Source organism: Streptomyces sp. NPDC055287 (assembly GCF_053646035.1).
Window position 1 is genome coordinate 75,161 of sequence record NZ_JBSHNE010000024.1, and the last position, 21,927, is coordinate 97,087.

The window sequence follows — 21,927 nt, forward strand, 5'->3', positions numbered from 1 at the left end:
CGGTGAAAATGCGTCCCCGCTACCCGACTCGTGATGGGCACCCGGCCCTCGGCTGTTGCTACGCTCGTCGAGCGCACCAGCCGCTACACGGCCATCGTCGCGCTCCCTGACGGCATCAAGGCGGAGCAGGTCACTCCGCACCTCACCAGGAGCCTCCTCGGCATCCCGCCGCGACTGTGGCGGACGCTCACCTGGGATCGGGGGCGGGAGATAGCCGAGCACCAGGCCATCACCGCCGAGACGGGGATGCCGATCTACCTCTGCAAGCCTCGGAGCCCGTGGCAGCGCGGCACCAACGAGAACACCAACCGGCTGCTTCGGCAGTACCTGGCCAAGGGCGCGGACCTCCGCACGTTCAGCCAGGCCGACCTGGATGCCATCGCCCATGAGCTCAACCATCGGCCGTGCAAGACCCATGGCTACCGCACTCCGGCAGAGGTCTACGCTGACCTCTTGAACAGCGGTGATGCGCTGACCGCTTGAGCTCGCCACCGTTTATGAGAGATGACTACAGTTGTCTTTCGGCGTCCGCGACGATGGCCAATCGGTACCCAAGTCGGTGGCATGTGTGTGCAAGTTCGCGCGGGTGCAGGTCGGTGAGTTCGGTATCGAAGGTGGCGAGGATCCCGGCGATGCCGGCCCAGGACCAGGCGCCGAGGGTGAGCCGGCAGTGCTCGGCGTCGAGGTGTTCAACGACCGAGCCGCTTGGTGCCCAGCGGGCGACGATGCTGGCCGGCAAGTTGAGTCGGGCGTTGCCGGTGCACTGCCAGGCGGCGGGGGTGTCGCCGCGATCGTGACTGCTCATGACGAAGTGAGCGAGGTCGTCGTAGGGGAGCTGGCGCGGACTGAAGCAATGTGCCGTGGGGCGGGGTCGGAGCCGGTCGACACGGTGCACTCGCCACTGGTGGTCTCCAAGATCGTAGGCGACCAGGTACCACCGGCCGGCCCAGACGACCAGATGATGGGGCTCGATGCGGCGGGCGGGCAGGAAGTCGTCGTCGCCGGTTTCGGGGCGTGAGCCGTCGGCGCGCAGGGTTTCGGTGACGAGTACGTGGCGGTGGCGCACCGCGGCCCCCACGGCGGTGAGCGCGGTCGAGTCGATGGGGGGTGCTGGGAACTCCCAGTAGTTCTGCAGCCTGGTCAGGCGTAGGGATTTCATAGATTCCCGCAGCGCAGCGGGCATGGCCTGCTCCAGGGTGACCAGCGCCCGCGCCGCGTCGTCTCTCAGGCCGAACACCGTGCTGGGCGCGGTCTGTAGGGCCACCGCGACCGCAAGGGCCTGATCGTGGTCGAACACCAGCGGAGGGAGGGTGTGCCCTGCGCCGAGCTGGTAACCGCCATCGGGCCCGTGGACGGTGGTGATCGGGTATCCGAGCTGGCGCAGGGTCTCGATGTCACGGCGGACGGTGCGCTCACTGACCTCAAGCCCGGTGGCGAGCTCGCGCAGTGGCCACAGGCGGCGCGATCCGAACAGGGACAGTAGCCGCAATGCCCGTCGTGAGGTGCTCGCCATCGTCCCATCATGCCCGGTAGTGGCCACTCGGTGTCCACTACCGGTGTCACTGTTGAGTGCCCGTGCAGGCAAACAGTGGCGGAAAAGGACGGATAGGTATGCGTGTTGTCGTGGTCGGTGGCGGGATCGGTGGACTGGCGCTGGGGGCGGGGCTGCGCCGCAGGGGGTTCGAGGTGGCGGTGTTCGACCGTGACACCGACGTGGCGGCGACAGGCGGCTACCACATCACACTGGACGAGCGGGCCCAGTCGGCGCTGCGGGAGCTGGTGGCGCCGGAGATCATGCAGCGGCTGCTGGCATCGGCCTCGGCGCTGCGGCTGCGCGACCGCGACGCGTTCTGGGACTGTCGCGGCCGTCTACTCGGCCGCGGGCCGGATCTCAGCGGCGATTCCAGCATCGATGTCGATCGCATCACGCTGCGCATGCTGCTGGCCGAGGAAGTCGGCGATGACCTGCATCTGGGGCGGACCGTGTCCGATGTCGGCCAGGGCGACGACGGCGCACCCCGAGTGCTGTTCACCGACGCCGCACCTGTCTCGGCGGATCTGGTGGTGGGCGCGGACGGCACCCACTCCCTGGTTGCCCAGCACCTGGCGGGAGGCCCGACCAACAGCCCGGCGGGCATCATCGGGTTTTCCGGCCGTACCCTCCGCAGGGACCTGAGTTTCGGTGAACAGCAACGGCTCGGACCACGATCAGGGTTGGCGATCGGCCCACGGGGTGCAGCGCTATACGTCGGCTTCCTTGACCCAGTCGGCAACGCCACTCTCGACGCCCCCGAGCTGCGGATGTCCGTCACCACCGGTCCCACCTACATCTGGGGCGCTATGTTCCCCGAATCCCCCGCGACCGACTCCCTACGCGACCTGCGCGACGGCGAGTTGCAGGCCGCGCTGCTGAGACGGTTCCGCGAGCGGCGCTGGGGCGAGCACACACTCGAAGTCATCGCCCGCGCCGACCCGCACAGCCTGGCCGCGTACCGCTTCAACGCCGCCTCGACCCGCGCGGCCGAGCTCGCGCCATGGTCTGCGGGCCGTATTACCGCGCTTGGCGACGCCGTCCACGCGACACCACCCACCGCCGGAATGGGGGCTGGCGCGGCAATCCGCGATGCTGCCGCCCTGCTTCAGCACCTTGGCCACGTCACTGACGGCGATACCACGACGGCCGAGGCCGTGAACCAATTCGAGGCGGGTATGCGCCAGCGCGGCAGCGAGATCCTCACCCTTGCCATGAGAACAGTCCGCTTGATCCTGGCCACCGACACCACACTCGGCGCCGCCGCTACCGCCGTGACCACCCCGATCCTGGCCGTTTCCACCCGGCTGCGTCATCGACGATCAATGTCGGCGTAAGCCCACCGTGGTCTTGGTTCACCGAGCCAACCAGGGCGGCAGAGAGCTCCCCGACGACTTCCACCTTGCGCGGTCGGCGCCGTCCTCGAAGGGAGCCACGTGGGCGACCCGCTCCGTGACCTCTTCCGGCAGTTGCACGGCTGGTCACACCGGGGTGCGGCACGACCACGACACGGCGCGGCTGGGAAATGGCTCGCGCTCCGGCCGGCCACTGCGACACCGCCGGAAGGCGGGTGACGCGACCCGCGCCTCGGAGTCCTTCCACGTGGCTCCGGCAGTCGTATGGTTCGGGGTGATTTATGGTGACTCAAGGAGTATGCCCCTACCGGAGGTGCAAGGATGCGCGCCGCGGCAGCGATCGTCTCTCTGGCTGTCAGCGTGGCGCTCATCGTCGCGACATCGGCTTGTGACCAGGGCGGGTCGGAGTCGTCGAAGGCCCACTACGGCGACTGCCCGGTCTCGGGACATTACGGGGAGTTTCACCTGTCACCCGAGACGGCGGGCGCCCTCACGGTCAAAACGACCTTGCCCGCGCCCGGCTGGTGGAACGGCGACACGCCGGACTCCATCAAGAGCGGCTACGAGTACTGCATGGCCGCCAACATCGCCTACCGGTCCGGACTCGACCGGGTGAAGGTGGAGAACGCCCCCTTTCCCGAGGTCGTGTCCGGCCGGACCAAGGACTTCGACCTGGCCCTGGCGCAGATCACGATCACCCCGGAACGGAGGAAGGTCGCCGAGTTCTCCCCGCCCTACCTCTCCTCGACCCTGGGAGTGTTGATCAGGGACGATGAGAAGATCAACGAAGACAACATCCGTGACGTCCGCATCGGAGTGGCCGAGGGCACCACGGGCGAGGAGTTTGTCGAGAAGCGCCTCAGGCCGACCAAGCCCGTCACCGCTTTCGCCAACGATCCGGAGCTGGTCACGGCACTGGAGGAGGGATCAATCGACGCGGTCGTCCACGACACGACCATTCTGCTGGCCTATCCCCAGAAGCGGGAGGGCAGGGTGCGCCTCGTGGGCCAGTACAGAACTGACCAGGGTTACGGCGCCCTTTACCCGAAGGGGTCAACCGACAAGGACGAGCTGGACCGGATCATCAGGCAGCTGATCGACGACGGGACTCTCAGTAAACTGTCGGCCGTCTATCTCGGGGCCGCTTTCGGTCAGGACCCGGCCAAGATCCCGTACTTCACGGCCGACGGCTTCTGAAGGGTCCGGGCGTGCACACACCCCGGGGCAGCGGTCCGGTTTTCGTCCCGCTTCACAGGTCCGCCATCAGGAGACCGCTCAGATCCCCGACGGCTCCGGCGTCGAGCGCCTGCTCAGCCCAGATGATCTTGCCTCGGTCGGTGTACCGGGTCCCCCAGCGGCGGGACAGTTGCGCGACGAGAAACAGACCACGGCCCCCCTCGTCGGTGAAGGTTGCGCGGCGCAGGTGCGGGGAGGTGCTGGTGCCGTCGGCGACCTCGCAGATCAAGCTGTCGCGGTCGCGCAGCAGCCGCAGACTGATGGGGCTCCCTCCGTACCGGATGGCGTTCGTCACCAGTTCGCTGAGGATCAGCTCGGTCGTGAAGGCGGCCTCGCCGAGCCCCCAGGATTCCAGCCTGCGGGTGGCCTCGGCGCGGATCCGGGGGACGGCCGCGGGGTCGTCGGGCACCTCCCACTCCCCGACCTGCTCCGGGTCGAGCAGCCGGGTGCGCGCGACGAGCAGGGCGACATCGTCACTCGACCTGGTGCGCAGCATCGCGTCGAGCACCGCCCGGCAGGTGTCGTCCGGGGTGCCGCCGTCCGTAGCGGCGAGCGCCTCCCTCAGCATGCCGAGCCCGATGTCGATGTCACGGCCGCGGGCCTCGACCAGGCCGTCGGTGTAGAGGACCAGCCGGCTGTCGGCGGCCAGCCGGAGTACGGCCGTCTCGACCGGCAGACCACCTCCTACGCCGAGCGGCGGGGCGACGGGGATGTCGGGGAAGGTCACGGAGCCGTCGGGCGAGACCAGCGCCGGACCGGGATGACCGGCCCGGGCAAACACACACCGCCCGGAGACCGGATCGTAGACCGCATACAGGCAGGTGGCACCGGTGACGGCCTCGGTGTTGCCCTCGGCTGCCGCGTCCTGGTCGATCCGGGTGATCAGGTCGTCCAGGTGCGCGAGAAGCTCGTCCGGAGGCAGGTCCAGGGCGGCAAAGTTGTGCACTGCGGTCCTCAGGCGACCCATCGTCGCGGCGGCGTGCAGACCGTGTCCGACGACGTCGCCGACCACCAGGGCCACCCGGGCACCCGGCAGCGGGATGACGTCGTACCAGTCGCCGCCCACCCCCGCCTGGGCGGGCAGGTACCGGTGCCCAACCTCCAGGGCGGACAGCTCGGGGAGCACGCCGGGCAGCAGGCTGCGCTGAAGGGTGACGGCTGTGGTGTGCTCGCGGGTGTATCGGCGCGCGTTGTCGATGCACACGGCCGCCCGGGCGGCGAGTTCCTCGGCGGGGGACAGGTCGTCCGGCTCGAAGGGGTCCTGCTCCGAACGCCAGAACTCCACTACCCCCAGCAACTGCCCCCGGGCCTGGAGCGGCAGCGAGATCATGGAGTGGATACCGAATTCGATGACCTTCCGGGCCCGCTCCGGGTCGTGCGCCCGCCATCCGTCGGCCGTGGCGAGGTGCGCCACCAGGACCGGCCGGCCGGTGGTCATGCCGATGGCCACGGGGTTGCCGGGGACGTAGCGCATAAGCGTCCCGACAGGGTGAAGGGGCGCGTCCTCCCGGATACCCGCGGCTGCGATACGGCGCATTTCCATACTCGCCCCGGTCGGTTCACCACCTTGCAGCACGGGCTCCACCAGCTCGACGGTGGCGAAGTCGGCGAAGCGCGGGACCGCCACCTCGGTCAGCTCCTCGGCGGTGCGTTTCATGTCGAGGGTGGTACCGATCCGCGTGCTGGCCTCGTAGAGCAGTCGCAGGCGCCCGCCCGCCACGTCCGCCCGGCCCGCGAGGGCGCGCAGCTCCGTGGTGTCCCGCAGGGTGGCCACGCTGCCCCCCTTCGGGCCCACCGGCCGCACGTTGACCGCGAGAAGGATGTCCCCGGCCAGGAAGACCTGGTCCGTGGCCGCCCGGCCCGATCCCAGCAGTCCGGCCAGGGCCGGGCTCAGCCCGAGTCTGGTGACCGGCCTGCCCTCGGCCTCCGGCGGCAGTGCGAGCAGCCGACGCGCCTCGTCGTTGACCAGCAGCAGCCTTCCGTCACCGTCCAGAATGATCACGCCTTCACGGACCGCGTGCAGCACCGCGTCGTGGTGCTCGTACATTCCGGTTATCTCCACCGGCCCCAGGCCCCGGGTCTGGCGCCGCAAACGCCCGCTGACCAGTGCCGACCCACCCGCAGCCAGCAGCAGCGCGACACCGCCGGCGGCGAAAATCACCGGCAATTGGTGCTGCGCCACACTGGTCACCTTGTCCACCGTGACCCCCACGGTGACGAGGCCGACCGCAGTCCCCTTCTCGTCGAAGACGGCCACCGTCGAGTCGACCGCCTTCCCCAGACTGCTGTCGAACGTGGTCTGGTGGGGCTCGCCTTCGAGCGCCTGGCCGTAGGAGGTGGAGACGTGCTTCCCGATCTGGTCCGGGTCTGGGTGGGTCCACCGGAAGCCGTAGGGGCTCAGCGCCACGACGTAGTCGACGCCGGTCTTCTTGCGCACTGCCTCGGCATTTGGCTGGAGTGCCGCAGTGGGGTCATCGCTCTTCATCGCCTCCGCGGTGCCCTGGGCGTTCGCGAACGACTCGGCCGCCACCAGTGACCGGTCGCCGGCTTCCTGGATCGCGCGGTTGCGGTCCTGGATCACGAGCACCGCCACGGCCGTGGCGATGAGCAGCAGGACGACCACCAGTTGCAGCAGGAAGACCTGACCGGCGACGCTGTGCGGCTTCCGCCGGGACAGCACACGTCGGCCGGCCGAATGGTGACGGGCCTTCGGGCCGGCTTCCGGCGGCCTGGCCTTCGGTGGCACACGGTCGCCCCGTCGGCTCGCTGGGACGTATCGTCCAAGTTTGCCCATTTTCCCAGTATCAGTGACCGGCCCGGCGGGCGCGGCTCAGGACGAACCCGGGCTGGTCCGGTCGGGCCGGTGCCGCGGCAAGCGGGGAGCCGTCCGCACGTGGACCCGGCGGCGGACACGGCGCAACACCCCGGCCCCGCGCCTCGTCGACCCGCCCTCGGACCGACGAGGCCCGAAGCGAATGCTGTTGCCGGCACCCACCGCTTGCGCCTCGTACCGCGGGGACAAGGCTGAGGGAACCGGTCAGGTGTTCCGCCCGAGGTGCGATCGCAATGCAATGCAACGCATTCGATTTTCGAGCCCGGGGCGGGTCGCTGTCGTCGTCAGCCGGCCAGGTGGGCGCCGAAGGCGGGGGAGCCGGTGGTGGAGACGCCGGTGCCGGCGGGGGTGATGCCAGGCGTGCCGGAGTAGCCGACCGCGCGAAGGTAGACGACCGCGCCGTCTGCGGAGTTCTCGCCGGCGACGCCGACGATCAGGTCGGTCACGCCGTCGTTGTGGGTGTCGGCGAGGTGGACGGAGCTGCCGAAGTGGTCGCCGGTCTCGTCGTTGCCCGCGACGTTCGGTGTGCTCTGCGCGTAGAACCAGGCGTCATTGGATATCCCGTCGAGCCCGTTCTCACTGCCGTGCACGTACGTGACCGCGCCGGTGCCGGTAGCGCTCCCCAGGCTCTCGCCCGGGGCGCCGACGACCAGATTTTGGTAGCTGCCCCCGTTCCAGCGGGTGACCGCGAGTGAGGCGCCGAAGCGGTCGCCGGCCTCGCTTGCGCCGGGGATGCCGGGGGAGTCCTGGGTGATGCTGTACGAGACAGCGGCGGCCGGACCGTTCGCGTCGCTGTTGAAGACGCGGACGATGCCACCGGACTCGTCCGGGGAACCGAGCGCGATGTCTTGGAACTTGTTGTTGTCGTAGTCGCCGATCGCGGCGGCGCTGCTGGTGGGCAGCTTGGTGTGGCTGGCGGGGTTCAGGCCCGAGGCGGAGCCGAGGACGTAGTACGTGTTGGCGCCGGTGACGACCAGGTCGGCGATCAGGTCATGGCCGCCGAAGTTTCCCGAGGTGAGGGAGGCCGGAGCGGTCGTGGTCGAGGCAGGCGGGGCGAAGCGGTATCCGCCGCCGTTCGCGCCCGACTTGGTGAAGCCCCCGCGGTACACGTCGATGACGGGCTTGTCGGAGGCGATCGCCAGGTCGGGCTTCTGGTCGCTGTCGGAGAGCGCGGTGAGGAGCCGGCCGAACCTGTCGTGCGAGGACGGAGCGGGGTCGGCGACCGTCACACCGCTGACAAGGCCGGCGTCCGAGCCCCACAAGATGGCGACGGTGCCGCCGTCGGTGTCGGTGCCGACGTCCTCGCCGGGGGCTCCGACGGCGAGGTCGGCGTAGCCGTCGCCGTTGAAGTCCTCCGCGACGATGGCGCCGCCGAACCCGTCACCGGCCTCGGCGGCCCCGGGGACGCCGGCACTGTCCTGACTGATGACGGCGCGCCTGGCGTTGGACGGGTCGCTCACACCGCCGTAGACGATGACGACCTGGCCGGCGCCGGAGCGGCCGTTGACGTAGGCGCGGGGGCGGCGACGGCGATATCGCGATAACCGTCGTTGTTGAAGTCACCGGGTACGCCCGAGCCGGCCGCAGCGGCGGTGCCCGCGCCGGCGACGAGCAGACCGCCGGTCAGTGCCGCTGCCGTGGCGGTGGCCAGCGCGGTGACAAGGTGCTTACGCAAGTTGAGTCTCCTGTTGCATGTGGGAATCGCCCGTGTTTGCCGGAGCTGTCATCGGAGGTACACGGGGTTCGAACAGGAGACCGCTGATGCGGCCCAAGGGTTGTGCGCGAGGTCGGAGAAGCTGATCTGGTTCGCCGTCGAGCGGAACCTGGGTGGGCCGGCCGCAACCTGACCCGTACCACTCGTCCCGCTTGAGCAATCCGCAGCCGATTCACTTGGCCGCTAGGCGCGGGGCAGCCATCCGGCGGCGAAGTCGGCGCGGTCCCGTGCGCGCGGGGCCCGGTCGTCGAGGCGGCGGCGGAAGCCCGACAGTGCGTAGCGCTCCCCCTGGGAGCCTGTCACGGTCGGGGATGCCGTCACCGCATAGCGGGCATATGGTCGCCATATGGGTGACGGCCGGTGTGACTGGTGCGGTGCTCGGATACCGGAGCATGCGTGGGCGGCCGCCCGGCGGTATGGGCGGGCGGCGCACCGCCAGGCGGTCTGGCGTGCCCGGCGCGGGGGGCGGCAGAGGATCGTGGCTGTCGGCTCGGTGATGCTGCACGTTCAAGACCTTCAGAAGCAGGCGCTGCACGCACCCGCGCCTGGCCTCGCCCGGGGCTGCCACAGCGCTGCCGTCGCATCTGTGCGGGAGCTGGCGGGGCAGCTGGAGTGCTCGGCGGTCATGTCTGACCGGGAGGCCGGTGCCAGCTGGGCGCAGACCGGTTCCGGTCTGGTTAGCAACGCGGAGGCGGCCCGCAGCCGCTTCGGGCGCGCGCGGTCCGCTGCCAACGGGCGCTGACGACATGCAGCCGGCAGCCTCCGCCGCAGGAGCCGGTCTGGAGCAGCTCGATGGCGCCGTAGCCGAAGTGGTCCGGGCCACCGGGGCTTCCGTGGCTCTCGTCTATCTCCTTCCGCCAGGTGAACGGGTCCTGCGCTTGGCGGTGGTCTCGGGAGCTCCAGGGCACATCACTGCTCCGTGGGCGCGGATCGACCTCGGCGCACCGGTCCCGGTCGCAGACGCCGTACGGGATGAGCGCCTGGTGTGGTTGGGCGGTCGGGAGGAGGTCGCGCGGCGCTATCCCCGGCTAGGGCTCGTGCTGCCCTATGACTTCATGCTTGCCGCCGCCCCGATCACGAATGGCACCGCCGCGTCGGGCGGCCTTGTGCTGCTCTGGCCCATCTTTCGCCCGCCGGAACTGAGCCCGGCCGAACGCGCAGCGATTGACGCCTTCTGCCGCACCGCGAAGGTTCTGTTGCGGCAGGCCGCCGACAGCGACCATCTGGCGCAGCCGGTGGACACGCCGCATGTGCTCTCGCCGCCCACTTCCCGTGTCCCGGACCGGGATGAGGCGCTGGCCGTGGTCAGCTTCGCCGAGCGCCTGCCGGTGGGCTGCTGCGCGATGGACCTGGACGGCCGCATCACGTTCGTCAACTCCGCCGCCACCGACCTCGTCGGCGCCGGTGTCGAGGTCCTTAGGGGTGCCCGGCCCTGGGAGGCGCTGCTGTGGATGCGCGAGCCCGTCTTCGAAGATCATTACCGGGCGGCGGTGGTCAGCCGCCAACCCACGTCCTTCACGGCGCTGCGTCCGCCGGATACGTGGCTGTCGTTCCAGCTCTACCCCGACGCTTCCGGTATCAGCGTCCACATCACCCCTGCCGCAGGCTCTGAGGGGCCACATGTACGACGGGATCCGCTGCCCTCCGCAGAGCTGGCCAGCGTGACGTCTCTCTACCATCTGATGCACCTGGCCGCCGCCCTGACCGAAGCCGTCGGGGTGAAGGAAGTCGTCGATCTCGTCGCGGACCAGATCGTGCCCGCCTTCGGCCCCCAAGCGATGGCCATACTGACAGCGGAAGAAGGTCGGCTCCGCCACATCGGCTACCGCGGATACACCGCCGAGCTCATGGAGCTCCTCGATGCCCAGCCGCTGACCTCCCACACCCCGACCGCACGGGTCCTGAGCACCGGTGCGCCAAGCTTCTTCCCCACCTTCGCCGAGCTGCAGCGCGAGTACCCCTCAGCCGTCCATCTGGACAACATGGCCTCCTGGGCCTTCCTGCCTCTGATCGCCTCCGACCGCGTCGTCGGCTCCCTCGTCCTCGCTTACGCCCAGCCCAACCCCTTCGCCCCGGCCGAACGCGCCGTGCTGACCTCACTGGCGGGCCTTGTCGCCCAGGCACTGGACCGCGCCCGCCTCTACGACACCAAACACGAGCTCGCCCACACCCTGCAATCGGCCCTGCTCCCGAATACCCTCCCGCACGTCCAAGGCCTCGATGTGGCCGCCCGCTACCTGCCCGCCGGCCGCGGCAAGGACATCGGCGGAGACTTCTACGACCTCATCCGCCGCGACGACACCACCGTCACCGTCGCGATCGGCGACGTCCAGGGCCACAGCATCACCGCAGCCGCCCTCATGGGACAGGTCCGCACCGCCGTCCACGCCCACGCCACCATCGGCACACCACCCGGCGAACTACTCGCCCGCACCAACCGCCTCCTGGTCGACCTCGACCCCGGGCTCTTCACCAGCTGCCTGATCGCCCACATCGACCTCAAACAGCACCGCGCGCACTTCGCCACCGCCGGACACCCCCCACCGATCCTGCGCCACCCCGACGGACGCACCGAAATCCTCCACGTACCCCCGGGCCTGCTACTCGGCATCGACCCCCAGGCGAGCTATCCGACCACCGAGATCCCTCTGCCGCCCGGCAGCACGCTCGCCCTCTACACCGACGGCCTCGTCGAAATGCCAGGCATCGACATCGACGACACCACAGCCGACCTCGCCCGCCAGCTCGCCCACATCAAAGGCCGCACGATGGACGACGTCGCTGACGCCCTTGTCCAATACGCCACAACATCCGCACCCCGTCACGACGACATCGCCCTGCTGCTCATCAAGGCATCCCGAACTCTGAGGAGACGTTGAGCCCGGTCCTCACCACCGACAGGGACGCTCCGTTCCGCCCGGCTGGCGGCTGGGAATGATCAGCCGAAGGCGGTGTCACCGATTTACTGGCATGCTTCGAAGCCCGCCTAGCCGATCGCCCCTCGGGCCAGCCGGCCCTTGACTTCGCGTACGTGCACGCCCAGCAGAGGCGGGCTCCGCTGCACCTGAGGAACATCGCCGGCAACACCCCCGCCCGGCTGATCCTGGCCTGTACCTGTACCTGTACCTGTACCCGTACCCGTACCCGCGCCCACGGCATCAGCTTGGCCCCGCTCGGCCTGCCGGGTCTGGTCCTCGCCCCTCGCGCAGGGCTGCACATATCCGTCCTGGCAGCGGCCCGCGCCCGTCAGGCCGTCACCACCGCCATGACGACCACGATCAACGCCGCGGCGAACATCGCCGCCTACGGCCAGTCATCCTTGGATAGGAAGCCCGGAACAGCCGAGTCACGCGGGCAACGTAAGTGGCTGTTCCGGGCACTGCGCTGTGGCATCAGGCAGCCAACTGATGACCTGCCGGCGAGGGAGTGACATGGCTGGTCGGGTCGGCCGGGGTGCCGTCGTGGCACTCCAGGCAGCTTCTCCGAACTACTGGGGTCGTCCCGTACTCAGGTGACGGGATCAGCCCCAGGGGCGGTATGGAGCGGAGAACGGCCGCGAACGGAACGGGTGTTAGCTTCTTCCTCGTGGCGGAACACCAGGACGAGACCAGGGCGGCCTACGACAAGGTCGTCGAGCGCTATGCGTCGATGTTCGCTAATCGGTTGGAGACGCACCCGTTCTCGCGGAACATGATCGGCACTTACGCCGAGCTGGTGCGGGGGACGGGGAACCTGCGGGCAGCCGACGTCGGGTGCGGGCCTGGACATCTGACGGCCATGCTGCACGAACTGGGGCTGGACGCCTTCGGGCTCGACCTCTCCCCGGGCATGGTCGACCACGCTCGGCGGGCCCATCCGGCGCTGCGGTTCGATGAGGCGCGGATGGAGGCACTGCCGGTCGAGGACGGCGCGCTCGGAGGTGTGCTGGCCCACTACTCGATGATCCATACCCCTCCTGGGGAATTGCCCGCGCTACTCGCCGAGCAGGTACGTGTTCTGGCATCAGGTGGTCTGCTCCTGGTCTCATTCTTCGCGACCGACGGACCGGAGCCGGTCCGCTTCGACCACAAGGTGACGCCCGCCTATAGCTGGCCGGTGGACCGGTTCGCCGAGTTGCTGGCGGGGGCCGGGCTCGTCACGTTCGCCCGGCTGCTCCACGACCCGGCCTCCGAGCGAGGCTTCCTCGACGCCCACTTGCTGGCCCGCCGCCCCTAGTGCTCTGGTTCGCCGGGTTGGCGGTTGGAACGGTTGGATGTGCGGTGACATCCGTTCCGACGCATGTGAGGGGTCGCGGCTGCCACCCCGGCCGCCTTGATGCCGTCCGCGTCCGCCACGACCACACCGCTAATGCGGCCGCTTCCTGACGTTCCTTGGAAAAAGTTGCGGGCCGCTGTCGATCCAGCCACGTTCCGTTCGACGTCATGATGTGCGGCGCCTCGCCACACGATGACGCGACAGGACCTGACGCCGGGGATGCGAGGGACCGCGCTTGAGTCCGTCCGACGGCAGGAGGCCGAGCCGGGCCTGTCGTCCCGTACCCTTTAAGCTGTGCCTTAAGAGGTAGGCCGCAGGTGGTCGGCCGGCCCAGGATGTGAAGCAGCAACCGGCTCATCCATCCTGGAGGTCGCATGAAGACTCGTCTCGCCACTGCGCTCTGCGGCGTCGCGCTCACCACAGGAACGCTGCTGAACGCGCCCGCCGCCACCGCCCAGGCGTCCGCCTACCCGACCAGCACATTCGACGTCACGCTCGGGAACACCTATACGAGGGGCACCATCACTTGGTATGCCCGCTCGGTCACCGTGACGGGCGAACATAAGTCCGTGGACGGGTTCAGCTGCCGGGGCACTTCAGTGTTCACCCTCAACAACGCCAACGTCGAACTGGACAGAAACTACAGCGCCAATGTGTGTGGCACGAGCGCGAAGTTCACTGTCCCTGTCGAAGCGGATGTCCCCGGTGGTGCAGCCGTCGTCCGTATCTGCCTCGATGACGGCAGTTTCGATGCCGGGAATATCACGTACCTCCTGTGCAAGCGGTACGGGCGCCCTTGAGCGCCGGCGGGCGCTGAGACGGCCCGTCGCCACGACAATCCCGCTGCCCAGGCCTCGGGACAGCTTCCACTGGGACTGCATGTGCTCCAGCAGGAGGACAGGGCACTGTGTTCTGTCATGAAGGTCATCAGCCTGCCCCGCACTGACGCCACCGCCCGACGCCGCCTTGCCACGGTACGCAACCGACCTGTCTGCGGCACCGGGCGGGAACGGCAAGGTCCTGCTGATCAGCACCGCCCTCGCGGCGAATCGCCCGGACCGAAACCGGCTCTCGGCGGGTCGCACAGACGCACATCGTGACCTGCGGAGATGCCGCTCGTTCGGACATGGCGCGCGATTCTTACGGGCTGTCTATAAGGGGTATCGTCGTCCGGTCACGGACGGCAATCGGATCGTCTGTTCAACACAGGGGAACCAACATGACTGATCTGAACTCGCTGCGGGCAAGCCTTACGTCAGGTGAGCACGAGTTCGTCGACACCTTGGCCTTCGTCGGCGCGCATTACGAGTATCAGCCGCAGGCGTTCCGCAACGGGGAACTGGAAAATGCCGCAGGTGAGAACGAGGGTTCCTGCAAGACGCTGGGACTGGCCCTGCTGGAAGGGCTGAGCGACCAAGAGGCGCTGCTGGCATTCGGTGAGCACTATCGCAGTGTGCTGGCGACGCCGAACGACACTGATCACGGCAACATTCGCAACCTCATAGCCCATGGCCTGGAAGGGGTGAGCTTCGCCGGGCAACCGTTGGCCCGCAAGAGCTGAACAGCGAAATCCGGGCGAGCACCAAAGGCCACGAGCACCACCCCGTCCTGAAGACGCCTCCTCGTGCCGCCTCACACCTGCCACGGTGACCCGCCCGTTCGGGCCCTGCCCGCCGCCGTGCTGGCCCCTGACGGCGGTGGCGTACGCCTGGGTGGCGGTCGGCACCGGATGAGGGCCAGCAGCGTGCGCCGTAGCAGATGATGAGGCTCTCGGGCTGACCGACGAGTCTGCCCGGTTTGCTAGGTGTGACAACAACCCATTCCGGCAGGGGGAGGAATCTCCGCACGGGCATGCTGCACGACGCCTGCGGACAAGCCGCTGCCGCCTGGCGAACGCAGCTGGGAGACCGCGGAGATGACCACGCAGCGGCTGCCGCTCCCGGTCCCGGATGAGCGAGTCCACCACTTCGTCGGCCAATGCGCCGACATGTGCGACCTCGTCGGGGACCTGGTGGCGACCACCGGCGTACCCGAGGCCGCGTCGACGGTCCTGCGCACGGCCCGCGAGCTGCTGCGCCAGTCGTACTGGCGGAGGTGTCTTGGGGCGGGGCCTGCCGAACTCACCCGGCCCGAAATGGGCACGGTACACAGCGGCTTGGCTGACGACTGGGGCTGGACAGTTGTAGACATCGGAGCGTTAACGGCCTACCAGGTAGGAAGCTCGACATTGCGTCGCCATCTCATCCCCCTGGACTGCGAGCCCGCTCACCCCAGAACGACGATCACAGCCAACGCCCCCACGAGTGAGTCGATCCGGTCCAGCAGCCCTCCGGCTCCCGCCAGCCACTGGCCCGAGTCCTTGGCCCCGGCGCCGCGTTTGACGAGGGACTCCACCAAATCGCCCGCCGGCCCGCCCACGGCCACCGCGGCCACGGCCGGCCAGCTCCACGCCGAGAGCAGCGCGAGTACGGCAAGGCCCGCTGCCGCGCCGCACAGCGTCCCGCTCCATCGCTTGGCCGGGGACAGCGGCGACAATCGGGGCCCGCCCAGCCGCGGGCCGGCGAAGTACGCCACCACGTCGGCGATCGACACCGCGGCGAAGAGTGCCAGGCCAAGCGCGCCCAGCGGCGGCAACGTGGCCAGCGCGCCCAGCCACACCAAGCCGAGCAGACCGGTGCCGAGCCGTCGCAGGCCGTCCTCGGCGTCACTGGCCGCCAGCGGCAAGGCGACCAGTGCGAGGGCCCCGACGGCGCCCACCCGCCAGATGTGCTCCGGCGCCAACGCGGCGGCGACGATCAATCCTGTCACGGCCGCGGCGAGCACCGCCCGGTCGGTGCGAGGCAGCCGGGTCAGCGCGCCGAACTCCAGCACCGCGACCACCGCGACGACTACGGCGAGCAGGGCGATCCCGGGGCGTCCCCACCAGAACGCGGCGATCACCACCGGCACGCCCACCGCCCATGCACACCACCGGACAATCAACTCCCGCCGCTGCGAGGCCCCCACCGCCACACCGCTCACCAGCAGCGCGCCGCCCAACCACGGTGCCAGCGCGGCCACCGAGGTCACTGTGCCGCCCCGACGGCCGGCAACACGCAGGAGTTCGGGCGCAGTTCACCGAGAGCGGCGCGGTAGGCGGTCACGATGCGCGCGTTCTCGCCGGTGTCGCGGACCGCGACGCGCACGGTCCGGCCCTCGTACGACGCCGACAGCGGCGACAGGTCCCGCAGGTACACGTCGTGGCGTCGGCACTCCGCGACCAAAGACGCGGCGCTCGGCCCGCCCGGCGGCAGCGTGAGTGTCAGGAAGTTGGCCACCGACTCCCCGACCGTGACCGACGCGTCCACCGCGGCCAGGTCAGCGGCGAGCCGGCGGCGCAGCTCGTGCGTGCGCCGCAGCACGTTGGTGTAGTACGCCGGGTCGCGCAGGGCCGCCACCGCCGCGAGCTGGGCCGGCAGCCCGACCGCCCACGGCGGGGTCCACCGGCGCAGCTCCGCCGCCGTACCCGGCTCGGCCACCAGGTATGCAGCCCGCACGCCGGAGAGGGCGTACGTCTTGGACATCGAGGTGCAGACCACCACTCGCGGGTCCCGCGCGGCGAACGGGGCGAGAGACTCGGCGGGATCGACGTAGCCGAGGTATGCCTCGTCGATCCACCAGCGGGTCCGGGCCGGGGCGGCGGTGATCACCGCGCGCAACTCGGCGGCCGGTGCATGGCGGCCGGTCGGGTTGTTCGGGTTGACCACAACCACGAGGTCGTACGACCCGTCCGCGACGACCGCCGACAACCTGGCCGGATCGATGCGCCAACCCTCCTCGCGCCGCAGCCGAAACCGGTCCACGCAGCAGCCGATCACTCGCTCCGCAACATGGGCGTACTCGCCGTACCCAGGGTCCATCAGCAGGACCCGGCTCGCCGACGTCAGCCACCGGCCGAAGGCACGGAAGATCAGGTCGGAGGAGCCGGCGCCGACCGCGAGCGTCTCCGGGGGCAGGCCGCGGACCGCGGCGAGCTCCGCGAGCAAGCCCTCCGCACCGGTCGGTGGTGATGTGCGGGAGACCCACCCGGCGTCCTCGGTGAGCACCGCCCGCGCTCCGGGAGCCGGCGGGAACCAGGCGTCGAGGACGTCGGCCCCGACCAGTTCGTGACGCCGTTCGAGCGTGCGGAAGTCCGCGCCGATCGCGGTGAACGAGGCCCCACCGTGCTCACAGCCGTCCGGCCGGGGCGCGAACGGCGCGTCCAGCCGCCAGTCCACGCCGGCCGCCAACCGGGTCAGGGTCGCCGCATGCCGCCCCGCCGAACCCCGCGACAGCTCCGCCACCTCCCCGGTGAGCACCTCGAAGTCGACCAGCCCGCTGCGGACGGTACGGCCGACGGGACGCAGACCCGCCGCCCGGTACATGCCGACCAGGTCGGCGCGGCCCATCGCCACCACCCGTCGCCCGCCCCGGGACGCGATCCAGCGCAGCGCCGCGTACATCAACAGCGCGCCTGCCGCGCCGGTCCGCTCGTCGGGCTCGACGGTGAGCAGCCGCACCTCGAAGACGTCGCTCTCGTCGAGGAGCGGAAGCTCGGCCCGGGTCAGGTACTTGTCCAGCCCGTACCGGCCCGCCCACGGAGGCGTCACGCTCACGAACCCGACACGGTCCGCACACCGCGCCGCGACCAGGTAGACGTTGTCGCCGTCCAACCCGTCGACCAGCCGCCCCTCGGCATTGGGCAGTTGCTGGCCCAGCTCCTCCGCGTAGACGCGGTGGCGCAGTGCATGAATCCAGGACAGGTCACCGGTGGTGGCGGAACGCAGGCTGAGCAGACGGCTCATCGGAACCTCTTCGTACGGGGACAAGGCGGTCCAGTGTGGCCGCGACCGGTTCCGGGGAGCAGGGGCAGACAGCTCAGGCGGTTTGAGTATGCGTACTCAGGCGGTTCCGGTCGCCGATGTCCAGGCTGCTGCGGTCCCGTGACCTGTGGCCCCGACCGTCGCGATCATTGCATCGAGCTCCCGGCTGTCTCAGGTTCCCCCTGCCAGGGGACGTTCTGCTCCGTACCGGCGGTGCCGTCCCGCCACAGCGGGCGGGCGGTCGCGAACGGCCTCCATCGGTGACCGGGTCTCCGGCGCGGCAGGTTACGGTCGAAGACGCCGGCCGGGATTTGGCCTCCTGCCGGTGTCCGTCGGAGAAACCCCGCTGGTGGTGGAGATGCCGACGGTGGCGATGCATGCTGCCCGAGGCGCCGTAGAAGTGCGGAACCGCGCCGCGGCGGTGGCGGCGCGGCGCGGCGCGGGCGTTCGGAGCAGGTGCCCGGTCCGGGGTAGGTGCTCGCGGGTGCCCGCGCCGCGTCTTCCGGCCATGGCGGGTTATGCGGTGACGGCGTCCGGCATTTCGGGGGCGAGGCTGCCCTTCATGTTGACCCACTGGTCGTGCCAGGCGTGGCCGTGTTCCGCGCCGCGCTGCCAGGTGTGGGTCACCCGGCCGCCCGGATCGCGGCCGAACATCGACAGGGCGCCGTTCGGGTTGAGAACGAGGGAGGGATCGTCGGTCAGTTGTCCCGCCGAGGGGTGTCCATGCGGACCAGGGTCCGCCGGTGCCGGTCTGCCAGCGGTGGTGCAGGGCGTTGTCGGCGCCGCGTGCGAAGAGGACCATGCCCCCGTCGCGGCCCACCAGTACGTGCGGCCTGCCTTGAATGGCGCCCTCCATGTCCACCCACCCGTCGTGCCAGGCGTGACCGTGCTCTGCGCCGCGCTGCCAGGGCCAGCATGACGATCCAGCGGATGGGCGACGTCCTCATCGTTGTCGACGACGTGACACTGATCTTTCGTTCTTCGTGGAACTTGGCACGGAGCTGGAGGGCAAGACGCCGATCGAGGGACGTTGGGCGGAACGCGTCCTCGGGCTCGACGGCGTCCGAGTGGGCATCGCCAAGTTGTCGTTCTTCGGCATGAGCGGGCGGACGACTCCGGCGTCAGGAGTGCTGAGCGAGGGGAACTGCCCATCGGCGGCGGCCTTCTCCAGCACGGCCCCGTTCGTACCGGGTGTAGAGCCCGTATCCCTGTGGGCTGGTCAACGGCTCGACCCGAAGCCGGCCGACGTCCCACGTCGTGCCGTCCGCGTCCTCCTCCGCGCGGCGGCGACGCGGGCGCCAAGTCGTCAGGCGGGCTGGACGGTGATCGTGCAGAGGCGTTTGGTGGCCCGGGTCAGGGCTACGTACAAGTCCCTTTCCCCACCGGGGCGGGCCGTGATGATTTCCTCGGGGTTCATGACGACGACCTCGTCGAATTCCAGGCCGCGTGTTTCGGACGCCGGCACGATGCGTGCGTGGTGAGCGATGCCTTGGGCCGTCAGCTCGCTCACCCTGGTGTCCGCGCAGATCACGCCCAGAAGCTCGCCCGGGTGCGCGGTGCTCTGGGCGCGGAGTTCCTGAACGACGGCGGTGACCAACCCGTCCGGAGGTGTGGTCACGGTGCGAGGGCTCTCACCGCTTCGCAGTGACCGTGTGGGCTTCTGGTCCGGAGCGATCCGCGTGAGCAGGTCCCGGACGTTTCCCAGGATCTCCTGCGTGGTGCGGTAGCTGACGGTCAGGTTGTGCAGTTTGAACCGCGGTCCGACGTGGGGGCTCAGTGCTTCCTTCCAGTCGCGTGCTGTCGCGACGGGGCCTGCCTGGGCGAAGTCACCCACCAGCGTCATCGCCCTTGCCGGGCAGCGGCGGACGATCATCCGCCACTGCATGGCGGTCAGTTCCTGCGCCTCGTCGACGACGACGTGCCCGTACGTTCGCTCGGGGGGTCCGTCGACCAGACTCGCCGCCTCGTCCAGCAACGGCACATCGGCATCGGTCCACTGGTCGTCCGGACCGCGCAGCAGAAGGCACCGCTCCTGCGCGGTCAGGCCGGGCAGGCGCTCGGCGAGAGCGCCGGCGTTTTTCAGGAGCGCCTTCACGAGGTCACCGGGTACCAGCCGCGGCCACAGCACCTCGACCGCCCGGTCGACGCCGGCGTCGTCGAGGAGATCGGCTCGGATGGCGTCCAGGTCGAGCTCGTGGACCGGACCCGAGTCGGCCGCACCTTCGGCACGGCGCTGGGCGGCTCCCGTGAACCGGTCGAGGTTGATGCCCGTCATCCTCTCGGCATCGGCGTCGATCTGCTCCAGGAGGTCGCCCATGTCTCGTTGCATCGCGTCGGTGACGGCGTCGACCAAGAGTTCTTTGAACACCTGGCGCGCGGGGTTGTGCCCCGGTGCGGCTGCCACGGCGGTGTCTCGTGCCGTGGCGACTTCCTCGCCGGAGAGGTGAACCAGTTCCTGTCCGACCCGCACGGTGAAGTCACCGGCGGGGGCCTGGTGGACGCGCAGCAGGTCGGCCAAGGCGTCGGCGAGGTCGGAGCTGCCCTTGAGACGCGCCGCATCGAACGGGTCCACCGTGTCCGTGGACACTCCGGCCAGTTCCCGGCAGGTCGCCAGAACGACGTCGTTCTCTCCGAGCGAGGGAAGGACCTGGGAGATGTAGTTGAGGAACCGGGCGTTCGGGCCTACCACCAGGACGCCCTCCTCTGCGGCGCGCGGGAACGCGTACAGGACATAGGCCGCCCGGTGCAGGGCGACCACCGTCTTGCCGGTGCCGGGCCCGCCCTGCACCACGGTCACCCCGCGGTGGGCGGAGCGGACAATCACGTCCTGCTCGGCCTGCAGCGTCGCGACGGCCGCGTGCATCCTGCCCGTACGCCGTGCCGACAGAGCCTCGGTCAACGGGCCGTCCCCCACGACGTCCTCGTCGGTCGGGGCGGTCCCGTCCAGCAGTTCGTCGCTCACCGAGATGACCGTGCGCTCCTCGAGGCGCAGGTGCCGGCGCCGCCGCAGGTCCATCGGGTGGACCGGTGTCGCCTCGTAGAAGGGCCGCGCCGCGTTCGCGCGCCAGTCCACGAGCAGAGGCAGGTCGTGCTCCTCCGTATGCAGTCCGATTCGCCCGATGCGCAGGGCCGTGCCATCCGTCCAGTCGATGCGCCCGAAGACCAGCCCCTTTTCGGCGCCCTCGAGCCGGCCGATTTCCTTGGCCAGACGCTCGGCGGCGATTTCTCTCTCGTATGCCTCACCGGCGCTTTCCGCCGGGGCCTTCAGCACACTCGCTCGGTGTACTCGCGCCTCGGAAAGCCGCTCGGTGAGCAACTCATATAAGGCGGAGACAGATTCCCGCTCCGATTCAACCGCACGTACAGCGGGATCATTCAGTTTCGACAACAGGGGACTCCTTCGATTCGAGCCACACCATAAGGTCAACGTTCCCTAAAGGTAAGTCTTGACTTACTTGGTAAGCCATGGCCCTACGGCTGATCCATGACGGCTGACCGTATGGCGTAGCATGCATTCCGCCGTTCCGTATATCGCCAATTGCGCTCCCGATGCCCGCCTTTGCTCGCTCTCAGCCCAGGGCTGGACGGGGATGAGAATGCCAGCTGGGCCGGAACAATCTGGCGGGGTTCAACGACGCTGTCCGGGACTTCGGAGCCGCAGTGCCCGTGCCGCGCCATGGCGGCGGTGACGTCACGGAGGCCGTACGACGGCCGGGTGGCCCATGCGCGGTCGCGGGCTGGTCCGGTGTACGTGGTCAGCCCGTCGGCCCGGGTGGCGTGAACCGGGGGAGGTCGGCGGGGGAGAGGTCGGGGCGGGGCCGGTGCCAGCGGGCGGGGAGCCGCCAGCGCCCGGCGCTGTCCCGGGCGACGTCGACCCCGACCTCCACAACCAGCTCGGGCCGCACAAGAGTGACGTGCAGGGTCTCGCGGGTGCCCCACCCGGCCGAGAACGACAGCTACCCCGCGAAGTCGTGGTGCCGCACCTGGCGCGGATGCGCGCACATGCTGAGGTCAACGTGATGGCGGTGAGCTAGCGGTCGGGGCAACCGCTTTGAGAGTCACACCTCAGAGTGCCATGTCCAGCACGTCACCGATGGCTGAATGTCTCAGTCTGTAGACGGTATGTATTCACAACTTCGCAGGCGGCGAGCTGTCGTAGCGTA

Annotated in this window: 14 protein-coding genes and 1 pseudogene; 7 read left to right on the forward strand and 8 right to left on the reverse strand. The window is 69.6% G+C overall.

Annotated elements, in window-relative coordinates; all coding sequences use genetic code 11:
• Positions 1 to 27 precede the first annotated feature (27 nt).
• Positions 28 to 483: pseudogene (locus ACWIHY_RS28750) on the forward strand (IS30 family transposase); the annotation flags it as partial.
• Positions 484 to 508: 25 nt separating this feature from the next.
• Here the strand turns inward: ACWIHY_RS28750 and ACWIHY_RS28755 are convergent.
• On the reverse strand, positions 509 to 1,513 hold the full coding sequence (locus tag ACWIHY_RS28755; RefSeq protein ID WP_454378704.1) for a helix-turn-helix transcriptional regulator: 1,005 nt from the start codon (positions 1,511 to 1,513) through the stop codon (positions 509 to 511).
• 98 nt (positions 1,514 to 1,611) lie between these two features.
• Here ACWIHY_RS28755 and ACWIHY_RS28760 point away from each other — a divergent pair, with 98 nt between their 5' ends.
• A complete protein-coding gene (locus ACWIHY_RS28760; RefSeq protein WP_454378706.1) occupies positions 1,612 to 2,868 on the forward strand; it encodes an FAD-dependent oxidoreductase in 1,257 nt (418 codons plus the stop codon).
• Between the two features lie 339 nt (positions 2,869 to 3,207).
• Positions 3,208 to 4,083 carry an ABC transporter substrate-binding protein gene (locus tag ACWIHY_RS28765; protein ID WP_454378708.1) on the forward strand — a complete coding sequence of 292 codons (876 nt, stop codon included), beginning with the start codon at positions 3,208 to 3,210 and terminating at the stop codon, positions 4,081 to 4,083.
• A 52-nt stretch (positions 4,084 to 4,135) separates the two neighbouring features.
• Here ACWIHY_RS28765 and ACWIHY_RS28770 read toward each other — a convergent pair whose 3' ends face one another.
• The 3 genes from ACWIHY_RS28770 to ACWIHY_RS28780 form a co-directional block, all read right to left on the reverse strand.
• The gene (locus ACWIHY_RS28770; protein WP_454378709.1) at positions 4,136 to 6,868 is read right to left on the reverse strand and encodes a SpoIIE family protein phosphatase; all 2,733 of its coding nucleotides are present in this window, start codon (positions 6,866 to 6,868) and stop codon (positions 4,136 to 4,138) included.
• 371 nt (positions 6,869 to 7,239) lie between these two features.
• Positions 7,240 to 8,415 carry an FG-GAP repeat protein gene (locus tag ACWIHY_RS28775; RefSeq protein ID WP_454378710.1) on the reverse strand — a complete coding sequence of 392 codons (1,176 nt, stop codon included), beginning with the start codon at positions 8,413 to 8,415 and terminating at the stop codon, positions 7,240 to 7,242.
• Positions 8,412 to 8,630 carry a hypothetical protein gene (locus ACWIHY_RS28780; RefSeq protein WP_454378712.1) on the reverse strand — a complete coding sequence of 73 codons (219 nt, stop codon included), beginning with the start codon at positions 8,628 to 8,630 and terminating at the stop codon, positions 8,412 to 8,414. The genes ACWIHY_RS28775 and ACWIHY_RS28780 overlap by 4 nt, the downstream gene beginning before the upstream one ends.
• Before the next feature lie 785 nt (positions 8,631 to 9,415).
• On the opposite strand from ACWIHY_RS28780, the gene ACWIHY_RS28785 reads away from it, so the two are divergent.
• The 4 genes from ACWIHY_RS28785 to ACWIHY_RS28800 all read left to right on the forward strand — a co-directional run bounded on the left by ACWIHY_RS28785 (position 9,416) and on the right by ACWIHY_RS28800 (position 14,484).
• Positions 9,416 to 11,548 carry a SpoIIE family protein phosphatase gene (locus tag ACWIHY_RS28785; protein ID WP_454378714.1) on the forward strand — a complete coding sequence of 711 codons (2,133 nt, stop codon included), beginning with the start codon at positions 9,416 to 9,418 and terminating at the stop codon, positions 11,546 to 11,548.
• Between the two features lie 706 nt (positions 11,549 to 12,254).
• Positions 12,255 to 12,884, forward strand: coding sequence for a class I SAM-dependent methyltransferase (locus ACWIHY_RS28790; RefSeq protein ID WP_454378715.1), 630 nt, complete (start codon positions 12,255 to 12,257; stop codon positions 12,882 to 12,884).
• Positions 12,885 to 13,297: 413 nt separating this feature from the next.
• Positions 13,298 to 13,723, forward strand: a complete 426-nt coding sequence (locus tag ACWIHY_RS28795) for a hypothetical protein (RefSeq protein WP_454378717.1) — start codon at positions 13,298 to 13,300, stop codon at positions 13,721 to 13,723.
• A 419-nt stretch (positions 13,724 to 14,142) separates the two neighbouring features.
• Complete coding sequence (locus ACWIHY_RS28800) at positions 14,143 to 14,484, forward strand: HopJ type III effector protein (RefSeq protein WP_454378719.1); 342 nt, start codon at positions 14,143 to 14,145, stop codon at positions 14,482 to 14,484.
• Positions 14,485 to 15,188: 704 nt separating this feature from the next.
• Here the strand turns inward: ACWIHY_RS28800 and ACWIHY_RS28805 are convergent.
• From ACWIHY_RS28805 to ACWIHY_RS28820, 4 genes are all read right to left on the reverse strand, one after another.
• Complete coding sequence (locus ACWIHY_RS28805; protein ID WP_454378721.1) at positions 15,189 to 15,992, reverse strand: phosphatidate cytidylyltransferase; 804 nt, start codon at positions 15,990 to 15,992, stop codon at positions 15,189 to 15,191.
• Positions 15,989 to 17,746 (reverse strand): aminotransferase class I/II-fold pyridoxal phosphate-dependent enzyme, encoded by a 1,758-nt coding sequence (locus ACWIHY_RS28810; RefSeq protein WP_454378723.1) that lies wholly within the window; start codon positions 17,744 to 17,746, stop codon positions 15,989 to 15,991. The genes ACWIHY_RS28805 and ACWIHY_RS28810 overlap by 4 nt, the downstream gene beginning before the upstream one ends.
• A 534-nt stretch (positions 17,747 to 18,280) precedes the next feature.
• The gene (locus ACWIHY_RS28815) at positions 18,281 to 18,418 is read right to left on the reverse strand and encodes a hypothetical protein (RefSeq protein WP_454378724.1); all 138 of its coding nucleotides are present in this window, start codon (positions 18,416 to 18,418) and stop codon (positions 18,281 to 18,283) included.
• Positions 18,419 to 19,070: 652 nt separating this feature from the next.
• Positions 19,071 to 21,152, reverse strand: coding sequence for a HelD family protein (locus tag ACWIHY_RS28820; protein WP_454378726.1), 2,082 nt, complete (start codon positions 21,150 to 21,152; stop codon positions 19,071 to 19,073).
• Positions 21,153 to 21,927 lie beyond the last annotated feature (775 nt).